8 protein-coding genes and 3 pseudogenes are annotated in these 12847 nt (G+C 60.5%); 7 read left to right on the top strand and 4 right to left on the bottom strand.

Going from position 1 to position 12847, the window contains the following annotated elements:
• Positions 1 to 3: 3 nt before the first annotated feature.
• The 3 genes and pseudogenes from AC0V2S_RS18305 (at position 4) to fabB (ending at position 3987) form a co-directional block, all read left to right on the top strand.
• Positions 4 to 1932: pseudogene (locus AC0V2S_RS18305) on the top strand (ATP-binding protein).
• Positions 1933 to 2239: 307 nt separating this feature from the next.
• Positions 2240 to 2755 (top strand): 3-hydroxyacyl-[acyl-carrier-protein] dehydratase FabA, encoded by a 516-nt coding sequence (fabA, locus tag AC0V2S_RS18300; protein WP_108098153.1) that lies wholly within the window; start codon positions 2240 to 2242, stop codon positions 2753 to 2755.
• An 11-nt stretch (positions 2756 to 2766) separates the two neighbouring features.
• Complete coding sequence (gene fabB / locus AC0V2S_RS18295) at positions 2767 to 3987, top strand: beta-ketoacyl-ACP synthase I (protein WP_475510971.1); 1221 nt, start codon at positions 2767 to 2769, stop codon at positions 3985 to 3987.
• 150 nt (positions 3988 to 4137) lie between these two features.
• On the opposite strand, the pseudogene rluB reads toward fabB, so the two are convergent.
• Positions 4138 to 5470: pseudogene (rluB, locus tag AC0V2S_RS18290) on the bottom strand (23S rRNA pseudouridine(2605) synthase RluB).
• Between the two features lie 235 nt (positions 5471 to 5705).
• Positions 5706 to 6253: pseudogene (locus AC0V2S_RS18285) on the bottom strand (nitroreductase family protein).
• A 160-nt stretch (positions 6254 to 6413) separates the two neighbouring features.
• Here AC0V2S_RS18285 and AC0V2S_RS18280 point away from each other — a divergent pair.
• On the top strand, positions 6414 to 7868 hold the full coding sequence (locus tag AC0V2S_RS18280; RefSeq protein ID WP_475510970.1) for a TrkH family potassium uptake protein: 1455 nt from the start codon (positions 6414 to 6416) through the stop codon (positions 7866 to 7868).
• Between the two features lie 101 nt (positions 7869 to 7969).
• Here the strand turns inward: AC0V2S_RS18280 and AC0V2S_RS18275 are convergent, their stop codons facing one another.
• Positions 7970 to 8971, bottom strand: coding sequence for an AraC family transcriptional regulator (locus AC0V2S_RS18275; RefSeq protein ID WP_475510969.1), 1002 nt, complete (start codon positions 8969 to 8971; stop codon positions 7970 to 7972).
• Between the two features lie 157 nt (positions 8972 to 9128).
• Here AC0V2S_RS18275 and AC0V2S_RS18270 point away from each other — a divergent pair, with 157 nt between their 5' ends.
• The 3 genes from AC0V2S_RS18270 to AC0V2S_RS18260 all read left to right on the top strand — a co-directional run bounded on the left by AC0V2S_RS18270 (position 9129) and on the right by AC0V2S_RS18260 (position 11658).
• Positions 9129 to 9446, top strand: coding sequence for an Mpo1-like protein (locus AC0V2S_RS18270; protein ID WP_475510968.1), 318 nt, complete (start codon positions 9129 to 9131; stop codon positions 9444 to 9446).
• A 57-nt stretch (positions 9447 to 9503) separates the two neighbouring features.
• Positions 9504 to 10088 carry an HD domain-containing protein gene (locus AC0V2S_RS18265; protein ID WP_475510967.1) on the top strand — a complete coding sequence of 195 codons (585 nt, stop codon included), beginning with the start codon at positions 9504 to 9506 and terminating at the stop codon, positions 10086 to 10088.
• 181 nt (positions 10089 to 10269) lie between these two features.
• Entirely contained in the window at positions 10270 to 11658 is a 1389-nt protein-coding gene (locus AC0V2S_RS18260) for an adenylate/guanylate cyclase domain-containing protein (protein ID WP_475510966.1), read from the top strand.
• A gap of 135 nt (positions 11659 to 11793) precedes the next feature.
• Here the strand turns inward: AC0V2S_RS18260 and AC0V2S_RS18255 are convergent, their stop codons facing one another.
• Entirely contained in the window at positions 11794 to 12819 is a 1026-nt protein-coding gene (locus AC0V2S_RS18255) for a glycosyltransferase family 4 protein (RefSeq protein ID WP_475510965.1), read from the bottom strand.
• Positions 12820 to 12847: the final 28 nt, after the last annotated feature.

Raw genomic sequence — 12847 nt, 5'->3', positions numbered from 1 at the left:
CCCATGAACCTTCGCCGAGGTTGGGACATCCACACCCGCACACAGCTGATCAGCGTAGGCCCCGCCCTGCTGCTGACGTTGTTGCTCACCGGTTTTTTCACCTTCGTGCGCCTGCAGGACCTGCGCCAAGAGCTGAACCATACCGGCCAACTGATCGCCAACCAGCTCGCTCCGGCCACTGAATACGGAGTGATCGCCGGCAATATCCAGGTGCTCAATACCCTGCTCAAAGCCACGCTCGATACGCCCCACGTGCGGTTTATCGAAGTGCGCGACCGGCAGGACAATATCCTCGCCTACGAAGAACAAGCCGCGCCGCAAGATAAAACCACCACCCAGGTGGAGATCTTCCACGCGCCCATTCACCTGCAACGCCTGGCCCTGAGCAAAGACCTGCCCTACTCCGCCGGCAGCGGCGCACGCACCTGGATAACGACTACCTCGGCCGCGTGGTGTGGGCATGTCCAACGATGCCTTCAACAGCCAGCAGCAGGAGATATTGCTTAAAGCCACGGTGTTGGCGTTGTTCGCGCTGCTACTGACTTTTTTGGTGGCGCGGCGCCTGGCCCGGCGTCTGTCGCAACCGATCAGCACCATGGCCGAGGCGGTAAAAGCCATTCAAGCCGGCAACTACCGCACCGCATTGCCGGAGGTAGACGACAACGAACTGGGCGGTCTGGCGCGGCACATCAATAACCTCGCCAGCGCGCTGGACAGGCCAGTCTGGAGCAGCAGCAAAGCATCGCCCAACTGGTAAAAGCCCGGGAAGAATCGGAGCAGGCTAACCGCGCCAAATCCGACTTCCTGGCGATGATGAGCCACGAACTGCGCACGCCCATGAACGGCGTACTGGGCATGTTGCAGCTGCTGGAAACCACCGAAATGACCGATGAACAGGCCGAGTACTCGGCGCTGGCCACCGAGTCGACCGAGCACTTGCTCAAGGTGATCAACGACATCCTCGACTTCTCCCGTATCGAGCGCGGTGCGCTGGAACTGGAGCGCATCACCTTTAACCTGCTGGAACTGATTCAAAGCTCGGCGCAGGTATTCCAGCACAGTGCTAGTCAGCGCGGCCTGGCGTTGCAGCTGGATACCCAGCCGGGGCTCGAGCAGTTAGTGGTCAAAGGCGACCCCACGCGCATTCGCCAGATTCTGGTGAACCTGCTGGGCAATGCGCTGAAGTTCACCGAAGAAGGCAATATCCGCATCGAAACCCGCTGGCAGGCACTGGACAACGAAGTGCTGTGGTTCAGCTGCGCGGTGCACGACAGCGGCATCGGCATTTCGCCGGAGCGCCTGGAACATATGTTCGATGCCTTCCAGCAGGCCGATAACTCCATCTCCCGCCGCTACGGCGGCACCGGCCTGGGACTGCCGATTGCGCGCACTCTGGCCGAGCGCATGGGCGGCACGTTGAATGCCGAAAGCCAGGAAGGCCGCGGCTCGATCTTTACCCTGGAAATTCCGCTGCCATTTGCCCGCCAGAGCGACCAACCGGCCGAACGCAGCGTGGCTGACGCCAGCTCCGGGCAAGGCCATAAAGTGCTGCTGGTGGAAGACAACCCAGTTAACCAGACGGTTATCGAAGCCATGCTGCGTAGCCTGGGTTATCACGTCAGCCTGGTGGGCGACGGCGCCCAGGCGCTGAGCAGCGTGGAGCGCCATGAGTACGCAGCGGTGCTGATGGACTGCCGGTTGCCGGTGATGGATGGCTACGAAGCCACCCGGCAGATTCGCCGCCTGCCCGACCGCGCCAAATTGCCGATCATTGCCCTGACCGCCAACGCCTTGCAGGGCGACCGTGAAGCCTGTCTGCAGGCGGGTATGAACGATTACCTGGCCAAGCCCTTTAAACGCGCCGACCTGCAACGCATCCTGCAGGCCTGGGTGGCACCCCGACCTTTGGCGAGTAGCCAGAGCACGAGTTGAAAAGGGAACATGTCTAGCTGTCACAAAGTCGTAATAGCGTTACAACATGAGCGCGTCAGGGTGAGACCCAGCCAGCGCCGACAGTGGTAGAGTGCGTCGGGCACGGGTGTGGCGCATGGCCCAGCGAGGCAAATGGAACATTGGGTGTACAACTGTGCTCAGAGTCTGTGACTTTCACTTCAACGCAACAGTCTATGACTACGCTGGTAGCTACGAGGCCCTACATACAACGGGGCATCATTCCAATATCGCACCAGCCTAGATGATTCGCTTAGCCCTGCCGCACGGGGATTATTGAGGAGCTCGCATGTCCAAACAGAACGCTTACACTCGGGAAGATCTGCTGCGCTGCAGTCGTGGCGAGCTATTCGGCCCAGGTAATGCGCAACTGCCCGCCCCCAACATGCTGATGGTCGATCGCATCACGCATATCAGCGACACCGGCGGTAAATACGGCAAAGGCGAGTTGGTCGCCGAACTCGATATCAACCCGGATCTGTGGTTTTTCGCCTGCCACTTCGAAGGCGACCCGGTGATGCCAGGCTGCCTGGGTCTGGATGCCATGTGGCAGCTGGTGGGTTTCTACCTCGGCTGGCAAGGCAATCCCGGCCGCGGCCGCGCCCTGGGTTCGGGCGAAGTGAAATTCTTCGGTCAGGTTCTGCCGACCGCCAAGAAAATCACCTACAACATTCAGATCAAACGCACCATCAACCGCTCCCTGGTGCTGGCCATTGCCGATGGCACCGTGAGTGTCGATGGCCGCGAGATCTACAGCGCCGAAGGTTTGCGTGTCGGCCTGTTCACTTCCACTGACAATTTTTAAGGGTTATCCGCATGCGTCGCGTCGTGATCACCGGTCTGGGTATCGTCTCCTGCCTGGGCAATGATAAAGACACCGTCTCCGCCAACCTGCGTGCTGGCCGTGCCGGTATCCGCCACAACCCGTCCTACGCCGAAATGGGGCTGCGCAGCCACGTTTCGGGCTCCGTTGACCTCAACCTCGAAGAGCTGATCGATCGCAAGACGTTCCGCTTCATGGGTGATGCTGCGGCCTACGCCTACCTGTCGATGGAACAGGCGATCAAGGATTCGGGCCTGACCCCGGAACAGATCAGCAACCCGCGTACTGGCCTGATCGCCGGTTCCGGTGGCGCCTCCACCATCAACCAGATGGAAGCCATCGACACCCTGCGCGAAAAAGGCGTGAAGCGTATCGGCCCGTACCGCGTAACCCGCACCATGGGCAGCACCGTTTCGGCTTGTCTGGCCACACCGTTCCAGATCAAGGGCGTGAACTTCTCGATCTCCTCCGCTTGCGCCACCAGTGCACACTGCATCGGTCAGGCAATGGAGCAGATCCAGTTAGGCAAACAGGACGTGGTCTTCGCCGGTGGCGGTGAAGAAGAACACTGGAGCCAAAGCTGCCTGTTCGACGCCATGGGCGCCCTCTCCACCCAGTACAACGACACCCCGGAAAAAGCCTCCCGTGCTTACGATGCCAAGCGTGACGGCTTCGTGATCGCCGGTGGTGGCGGCATGGTGGTGGTCGAGGAGCTGGAGCACGCTCTGGCTCGCGGCGCGAAAATCTACGCCGAAATCGTCGGCTACGGCGCGACCTCCGACGGCTACGATATGGTCGCCCCAAGCGGCGAAGGCGCTATCCGCTGCATGCAGCTGGCGCTGTCCACCGTCGACGGCCCGATTGATTACCTGAACACCCACGGCACCTCGACTCCGGTCGGCGACGTGGCGGAAATCAAGGGTGTGCGCGCGGTATTCGGCGACAAGGCTCCGCCGATCAGCTCCACTAAAAGCCTGTCTGGTCACTCCCTGGGCGCCGCCGGCGTACACGAAGCGATCTACTGCATGCTGATGATGGAAGGCAACTTCATTGCCGGCTCGGCCAACATCGACGAACTGGACCCGGAAGTGGCTGATCTGCCGATCGCCACCAAGACCCAGGAAAACGTCACTCTCACTCACGTGATGAGCAACAGCTTCGGTTTCGGTGGCACTAACGCCACCCTGGTTCTGAAGCGTTGGGCTGGCAAGTGATCTGATTTGGCGACATAAAAAAACGGGGCTCATTTAGCCCCGTTTTTTTATGCCTGAACCTGAAGATCAAAAGCTCGAGGCTGAAGCCTCTCCTACAGGAGATCGCGGTCCCTTGTAGGAGAGGCTTCAGCCTCGATTGGTCCTAACGGTTTACTTCGGCTTACGCCCAAACCCCGGACGCTGACCAGCACCACCCGAAGGGCCACCGCGCTTGGGCGCCGGTTTACGCGCCGGCGATCAGCCAACTCGATACCCACACGCACCGGCTTGGCCGGACGTTTCTTGTTGGTATCGCTCGGGCGCTCAGCAACCGGCGTGCCACGACCACGCGGAGCGGAATCCGGACGCGGACCGCTACGCTGCGGACGCTCACCGTTTTCCGGACGCGGCGTACGCGCTGGACGGTCAGCGCCTTCACCACGCGGAGTACGCACAGGGCGATCAGCACCGTCGCCACGTGGCGTACGTACCGGACGCTCAGCACCCTCACCACGTGGAGCGCGCACCGGACGATCTGCACCGTCACCACGTGGAGCACGAGCTGGACGCTCAGCACCCTCACCACGCGGTGCACGGGCCGGTCGCTCCGGGCCGCCATCCAATGCCGGACGCAAGGTACGCTCCGGGCGTGTGCCACGGCCAACCGGCTTGGCCGACTTGCGCTGCAAGCGGTCGAGTTTTCCTTGGTCTTTTGCTTCATGCCCTCTTGCTGCACCGACGTCAGGCCGACTTCGGCAGCGAGAATGTCCACTTCACGTTGGCTCATTTCGCGCCAGCGGCCCATGGTCAAGTCGGACGTCAGAAACACCGGACCAAAACGCACGCGCTTCAGACGGCTGACCACCAGACCCTGCGATTCCCACAGGCGACGTACTTCGCGGTTACGGCCTTCCATCACCACGCAGTGGTACCAATGGTTGAAACCTTCGCCACCCGGGGCAACCTGCACGTCGGTGAACTTCGCCGGGCCGTCTTCAAGCATCACGCCGGCTTTAAGACGTTCGATCATTTCCTCATCGACTTCACCGCGTACGCGCACGGCGTATTCGCGGTCCATCTGATACGAGGGGTGCATCAAGCGGTTGGCCAGCTCACCGTCGGTGGTGAACATCAGCAAACCGGTGGTGTTGATGTCGAGGCGACCGATATTGATCCAGCGGCCATCTTTCGGGCGCGGCAATCGGTCGAAAACGGTGGGACGCCCTTCCGGGTCGTCGCGGGTGCAGATCTCGCCGTCCGGCTTGTTGTAGATCAGCACGCGGCGGGTTTCTTCGCTGGCTTCTTCGCGTTTGAGCAATCGCCCATCGACGGCGATGGCGTCATGCAGGTCAACGCGTTGACCCAAGGCGGCTACGTTGCCATTGACCTTGACGCGGCCTTCGGCAATCCAGGCTTCAACGTCGCGACGTGAACCCATGCCAATACGGGCCAGGACTTTCTGCAGTTTTTCCCCTGCTGGGCTGTATTCTTCCGACTCACTCATTCTGGGCACCTCCCGGTGTAGTAACGATTCGCCGCCAGCGAGGACTCGCCAGCGGGCGCGCATCATACGCTGCGCCGCCTTGCAAGCCTAGCGCAGGATGGCCTTTGCGTAAGGCGATTCGTCAAATGTTCCCCTTCAAAACCGTCTTTTGCAGGGATCGAAGCTGAACTCTCCCCCACAAGGTATTGCAGTCAGTGTGGGAGAGGCTTCAGCCTGGATGCTTTTCGACCGGTAATTACGGCCACGCCTGCACAAACTCTTCAATCGGCAGATCCTGCGGCGTACGCAATTCCCGCTCCGGCTTGCCGAGATAGAGAAAGGCAATGATCTGTTCGTTGCTCGCCAACCCCAGGCCTTTGGCCACACGCGCGTTGTACGACAGCTCGCCGGTGCGCCACACCGCACCAATGCCTTGCGCATGGGCAGCCAGCAAAATTCCGTGGGCGGCGCAGCCAGCCGCTAACACTTGCTCCTGGGCCGGCACCTTTGGGTGCTCCTGCACGCGAGCAATCACCACCACCAGCAGCGGCGCACGCAACGGCATGGCCAGGGCCTTGGCCAACGCCTCGGCGTGGCATCGGCACCGAGGGCCGAGGCGAACAGCTCGCCGAGCTGATCACGGTCGCTGCCTTCGATGGTCAGAAACCGCCACGGGCGCAATTGCCCGTGGTCTGGAGCGCGCAACGCGGCGCGAAACAGCACCTGGCGTTGCAGTTGATCGGGGGCGGGTTCGGTCAAACGGGGCGCGGAAACACGGTTGAGCAAAGCATCAAGCGCATCCATGGGGGGCCATCTCCTGAATAGGTACAGCGGGCATTCTAGTGGGTGAAACGGAAAATAGCCGGGCCGATTTAGCTGCAAACCCGTAGATGCAAGAAACCACGCGCGTTGCCGCACGGGTTATCGCTAGAATGCGTGACTGTCCTTTCCAGAGCCTCTCTGCATGGTCTCACCGACGCTGCGCACCATTGGTTTTATCATCGGCATCTTCCTGATCACCCTGGCCATCAGCATGGTGGTACCAGTGGCGACCCTGCTGATTTTCAACCGCGCTGCAGAGATCAACACCTTCCTCTGGTCCAGCCTGATCACCTTTCTCGCAGGCTTAGCGCTGGTGTTGCCGGGCAAGCCTGAGCATGTGCACCTGCGCCCGCGGGACATGTACATGCTCACGGTCAGCAGCTGGATTGCCGTGTGCATTTTTGCCGCGCTGCCGTTTCTGCTGACCCAGCACATCAGCTACACCGACTCCTTTTTTGAAAGCATGTCCGGCATTACCGCCACCGGCTCTACGGTGTTGAGCGGGTTGGACCACATGTCTCCCGGCATTCTGATCTGGCGCTCCTTGCTGCACTGGCTCGGCGGTATCGGTTTTATCGGGATGGCGGTAGCGATTCTGCCGCTGCTGCGCATCGGTGGCATGCGCCTGTTCCAGACCGAGTCATCCGACCGCTCAGAAAAAGTAATGCCGCGTTCCCACATGGTGGCCAAGTACATCGCCCTGGCGTACACCGGCATCACCCTGCTCGGCACCGTGGCGTTGTGGCTGGCGGGCATGAGCTGGTTCGATGCGATAAACCATGCGATGTCGGCGATTTCCACTGGCGGGTTTTCCACCTCGGACCAATCCCTGGCGCACTGGCCGCAGCCGGCCGTGCACTGGGTGGCGGTGGTGCTGATGATTCTCGGCAGCCTGCCGTTTGCCCTGTACGTCGCCACATTACGAGGCAATCGCAAGGCGCTGTTTCGCGATGAACAAGTGCGCGGTTTTATCGGCCTTCTGCTTGCCACTTGGCTGGTGATGACGCTCTGGTACTGGGCGACCACCGATCTGCCTTGGTACGACGCTTTGCGCCATGTGGCCGTGAACGTCACCTCGGTCGTCACCACCACCGGCTTTGCCCTCGGCGACTACAGCCTGTGGGGCAATTTCTCGTTGATGATCTTTTTCTACCTGGGCTTTATCGGCGGCTGCTCGGGTTCGACGGCGGGCGGGATCAAGATCTTCCGGTTTCAGGTGGCCTACATCCTGCTACGCGCCAACCTGCATCAACTGATTCACCCGCGCGCGGTGATCAAACAGAACTACAACGGCCACCGCCTCGACGAAGACGTGGTGCGCTCGATTCTGACCTTCTCGTTCTTTTTCGCCATCACCATCAGCGGCATGGCCTTGGGCTTGTCGCTAATGGGGCTGGACTGGATAACCGCGCTCACCGGCGCGGCCAGCACGGTGTCGGGCGTGGGGCCGGGTTTGGGTGAAGTGATTGGCCCGGCCGGCAACTTCGCCAGCCTGCCGGATGGCGCCAAGTGGCTGCTGTCGTTTGGCATGCTGCTGGGGCGGCTGGAAATCATCACCGTGCTGGTGTTGTTTGTGCCGGCGTTCTGGCGGCATTAAGCAATCGGCTGGTCTCGCGTAGGTTGGGTTGAGCCAAAGGCGAAGCCCAACGATCACTATGTTGGGCTTCGCTGTGCTCAACCCAACCTACGTCACACAACCTACATCTGCGCGCGGTACTCGCCCGGCGTGCTGTCGAACCAACGGCGGAACGCGCGAAAGAAGTTGCTCGGGTCGGCGAAGCCCAGCAGGTAGGCAATCTCCAATAACGTCAGGTCGGGCTGGGCCAGGTATTGCACCGCCAGCTCGCGCCGCGTGTCATCCAGCAATTGCTGAAAGCTCGTGCCTTCTTCCTGCAGACGCCGCTGCAAGGTGCGCTGCGACAGGTGCAGCGCCTGGGCCACAGTGTCGCGCTTGGGTTCGCCTTGCGGCAGCAAGCGGCACAACAACTGGCGGGCCTGATGGGTCATGCGGCTTTCGGAAAAACGCGCCAGGTACTCGCCGGCAAAACGGTCATGCAATTGCGCCAATGCCAGGTTGGCACTGGGAATCGGCGCATCCAGATCGGCCCGTTCGAACACCAGCGCATAGTGCTCGGCATTGAATTGCAAGGGCGCCTGGAACACCTGCTGATACGGCGCCAGATCGGCCGGCGGTTCGCCCTGAAAACACACCTTCAGCGGGCGCAGTTCCTTGCCGGTTATCCAGCGGCAGAATGCCAAGGTATAGGCCAGCGAAGCCTCGGCGCTTTGCCGCGCGGGAATCAGACGGTCGCCGTGAATGGCCAGCGTTAGCGCATAGCCATCAGGCTGCGGGCGGAAATTGAGGTCGGCCCCTTCGGCAATAATTCGCTGAAAGCGCACCAGACGGGTGAAGGCTTCCTTCAACGTGCGGCTGGACATGCACGCATAGCCCACCACATGAAACGACGCCGGGCGCACCACCTTGGCCAGGTTCAGGCCGATGGCCGGGTTGCCCGACACCTGCACGGCGCGGCCCCACACGCGGGTCATGCCGTCCTGGGAGAAGCGCGCATCGGGGTCGGACAGCGCCTCGTAATCCAGGCCCAGCTCGCCGAAGAGCTGGCGGCAATCGACGCCACCCATCTCCAGGCCATTGACGATGGCCAGTACCCAACTCGAAGAGGTCGTACGTTCGCTCATGCAAGAGTTCTTGTTCTGGTGTGCTTGGGGGAACCGCGTAAACGCGCAACGTGCGCAAAGATAACAAAGTGGCGCTGATTGTCACTGGCCCACGAAGACACTCGGCCTACACTTTATTGCACCGTGCCCTACATACGACAACAACAGGAGGTGTGCCATGAGCACGCAAGCCGCCGAACGTTTCACCAGCTTTGCGCAGTTCTACCCCTACTACCTGCAAGAGCACAGCAACCCCGTATGCCGCCGCCTGCATTACGTGGGTAGCCTGCTGGTGCTGAGCATTCTCGGCTACGCCCTGTTCACCCAACACTGGCTGTGGCTGCTGGCCATGCCGCTGGCCGGCTATGGCTTTGCCTGGGTGGGGCATTTTATTTTCGAGAAGAATCGCCCAGCGACTTTCGACTATCCCCTGTACAGCCTCGCCGGTGATTGGGTCATGTTGAAAGATGCCTTTACCGGCCGCATCAAGTTCTGAAACGCCTCAACGCCTAACAACAAAAAGCCGCCAATGAGTGGCCAGCGGAGAACCCTGATGAACGCTCACGCCCGTTTTACCCATATGAAAGATGGCACCGCTGAAGACTGGGCAATCATCGCCCAAGACTTTATGGCCTTCGCCAAACAGCTCCCCGACCGGGTGATGACCCACCTCAAACTGCTCGACGGCGACTTTGGGGGTTTTCCGGTAGACCGCCTCACTCACTCCCTGCAAACCGCCACCCGCGCCCACCGCGACGGCCGTGACGAGGAATATGTGGTGTGCGCGCTGCTACACGACATCGGCGACACCCTGGCCACTTTCAACCACCCGGATATTGCCGCGGCAATGCTCAAGCCGTTCGTTAGCGAGGAAAATCACTGGATGGTGGAAAAACACGGCATCTTCCAGGGCTACTACTTCTTCCATCACCTGGGCATGGACCGGTTGCTGCGCGAGCAATTCAAAGACCACCCCCAATACCTGCCGACCATCGAGTTCTGCGCCAAATACGATGCCGCCGCCTTCGACCCGGAATACGAGCACCTGCCGCTGGAGTTTTTCGAACCCATGTTGCGCCGCGTGTTTGCCCAACCGAAAAACTCGGTTTACAAGGCTGCTACTGAACACGCCGAGTAATGGCATAAAGCCAGCCGAAAACCGCTGGAGCCCTTGGTTCCGGCCTTTCAGCGGGCGCTATTGGCGCTGAAACTTTTGCTGGTTATGATCCCCCACCAATCAAAAGCATGGCCTCTGTTTTGCAGAGAGCGAAGGCGTCCTACAGAGACGCCAGAAAACCAGCAGGGATCGTGTCAACGCTATGAAGTCAGCCAGTATCGAGCGCCCGATTGACTTACCGTCTTTGCCCCTTCGTGAGTACTACTCGCGGGTATTGGCCTATATCGCCATGGCGGCCAGCATCGCGGCCGGCAGCTTTATTCAGTATTTCGGCTACAGCATCCTGTGGATGGTGCCCTACGCCCTGCTCTACCCCCATCTCGCTCACCACCTGAGCCAACGCTTCAAACGCGACCATCCGCAACAGACCAATCTGGTTCTTTTGTTTATCGACGCGCTGCATAGCGGTGCGGCCATCGCTTTGCTGGGCTTCTCCGTCGTGCCCAGCCTGATGATTGTGCTGACCCTGGTGTTCAGCGCGCTGATCATCGGCGGTCTGCGTTACCTGGGCCTGGCACTATTGATTACCGTCGCCGCCATGGTGTTGTCCGGGGTTGTCGTTCAGCCAGAACTCAAATCCACAACGCCGACCCTGGTATCGTTTGTCAGCGTGCTCTTCAGCACCTTGTATATCTGCATCACCGCCTACTTTGTGCACCAACAAAGCCTGCGCCTGGATATCGCCCGCGGCGAAATCAAGCGCGAGCAGGAAAAGGCCGCACGCCTGGCGCGCAACCTGGCCAAGTACTTGTCGCCGCAGGTGTGGGAATCGATCTTCAGCGGCAAAAAAGCCGTGCGCCTGGAAACCCAGCGCAAAAAGCTGACCGTGTTCTTCTCCGATATCAAAGGCTTTACCGAGCTTTCCGAAGAGTTGGAAGCCGAAGCCCTCACCGACCTGCTCAACACCTACCTCAATGAAATGTCAAAGATCACCCTCAAGTACGGTGGCACCATCGACAAGTTCATTGGTGATTGCGTGATGGTGTTCTTCGGCGACCCGGCCAGCCAAGGCGCCAAGAAAGACGCGGTAAATGCGGTGTCCATGGCCATCGCCATGCGCAAACATATGAAAGTGCTGCGCCAACAGTGGCGCGCCCAGGGCATTACCAAACCGCTGGAAATTCGCATGGGGCTGAACACCGGCTACTGCACCGTGGGCAACTTCGGCGCCGATACGCGCATGGACTACACCATCATCGGCCGCGACGTGAACCTCGCCAGCCGCCTGGAAAGCGCGGCCGAGTCGGGCGAAATTCTGATTTCCCACGAAACCTATTCGTTGATCAAAGACGTGATCATGTGCCGCGACAAAGGCCAGATCACCGTCAAAGGCTTTACCCGGCCGGTGCAGATTTATCAGGTGGTGGATTTTCGCCGTGACCTGGGCGCTGCCTCCAGCTATGTCGAGCATGAGTTACCCGGCTTCTCCATGTACCTGGATACCAACGGCATTCAGAACTACGACAAGGAGCGGGTGATTCAGGCGCTGAGCCTGGCGGCGGAGAAGTTGCGGGATAAGGTGATTGTGTAGGTTGGGTTGAGCAACGCGAAGCCCAACGTTGCGCGAGCTGTCCAGGCAACTGGAGACTTTCGACGGTCCTGTTTGACAACTGTGTTGTGGCGAACTTCTTTGTATCGTTGGGCTTCGCCGGAGGCTCAACCCAACCTACGCCACCACCTCAACCCCCACCTCAACCAACTCCCCATCCAACAACGGCTGCTGCGCCAGAAACTCCAACGCCGACGCGCGCCACGATAGTTTCTGCGCCGTCAATGCACACCGCTGCCGATCCAGGCTCAACGCCGCCAGGCAAGCACTGCGCAAATTCTCGTCCATCACCCCGCTAATGCCCTGCTCCAACACATCCAGCGGCCCCGGCACCGGGAAAGCTGCCACCGGCGTGCCACAGGCCAGTGCTTCGAGCATCACCAGCCCATAGGTGTCAGTGCGCGAGGGAAACACCAGCACACTGGCAGCGCTGTAAGCGTGCGCCAACGCCTGCCCATGCTGATACCCCAGAAAACGCACGTGCGGATAACGGGCTTCGAGTTCGGCGCGTTGCGGGCCATCACCGATCACCTGCTTTTCACCGGGCAGATCCAGGGTCAGAAACGCCTCTAGATTTTTCTCCGGCGCCACCCGACCGACATACAGAAATACCAGACGCTTCGGCACCTCCACCGCCGCCTGAAAGCGCGCCAGATCCACGCCCTTACGCCACAACTGCAGGCGCTGCAGCCCCCAGCCATGAAACTCCGCGCGCAACCGTTCGGTGGTCACCAATACCGCCTGACTCGGCCGGTGAAAGCGGCGTAAATACGCGTAGCCCCAGGCCAACGGAATACGCGGCCAGCGGGTATGCACGTACTCGGGGAAACGGGTGTGAATGGCGCTGGAAAACGCCAGGCCGCGCTTCTTCAGCCAACGGCGCGCGGTCCAGCCCAATGGACCTTCGGTGGCCAGGTGCACACAGTCGGGGCGAAAGTCGCGAATCGCCGCGCCGACGTTCCAGACATCCCACGCCAAGGGAATTTCCGGGTAAGTCGGACACGGCACATGGCGAAAGTCTGCCGGCGACAGCAGCTTCACCAAGTGCCCCAAACCACGCAGCTCGGCAATCAGGGCCTGCAAGCTGGTGACCACGCCGCTGACCTGCGGCGACCAGGCGTCGCTGACGATCAAAATCCTCATACGACGGTTTCGCGCGCGGTTACGCTGG

This window comes from Pseudomonas sp. CC11G, from assembly GCF_056174845.1.
The sequence above is the reverse complement of the archived record's forward strand: the minus strand, read 5'-3'. Positions and strand labels throughout refer to the sequence as shown.

What these genes read in the sequence shown, in the direction of transcription:
- AC0V2S_RS18280 (WP_475510970.1), top strand. Translation starts at nt 6,414, where the DNA reads ATGGTCTCACCGACGCTGCGCACCATTGGTTTTATCATCGGCATCTTC.
- AC0V2S_RS18260 (WP_475510966.1), top strand. Translation starts at nt 10,270, where the DNA reads ATGAAGTCAGCCAGTATCGAGCGCCCGATTGACTTACCGTCTTTGCCC.
- AC0V2S_RS18270 (WP_475510968.1), top strand. Translation starts at nt 9,129, where the DNA reads ATGAGCACGCAAGCCGCCGAACGTTTCACCAGCTTTGCGCAGTTCTAC.
- AC0V2S_RS18255 (WP_475510965.1), bottom strand. Translation starts at nt 12,819, where the DNA reads ATGAGGATTTTGATCGTCAGCGACGCCTGGTCGCCGCAGGTCAGCGGC.
- AC0V2S_RS18265 (WP_475510967.1), top strand. Translation starts at nt 9,504, where the DNA reads ATGAACGCTCACGCCCGTTTTACCCATATGAAAGATGGCACCGCTGAA.
- fabA (WP_108098153.1), top strand. Translation starts at nt 2,240, where the DNA reads ATGTCCAAACAGAACGCTTACACTCGGGAAGATCTGCTGCGCTGCAGT.
- fabB (WP_475510971.1), top strand. Translation starts at nt 2,767, where the DNA reads ATGCGTCGCGTCGTGATCACCGGTCTGGGTATCGTCTCCTGCCTGGGC.
- AC0V2S_RS18275 (WP_475510969.1), bottom strand. Translation starts at nt 8,971, where the DNA reads ATGAGCGAACGTACGACCTCTTCGAGTTGGGTACTGGCCATCGTCAAT.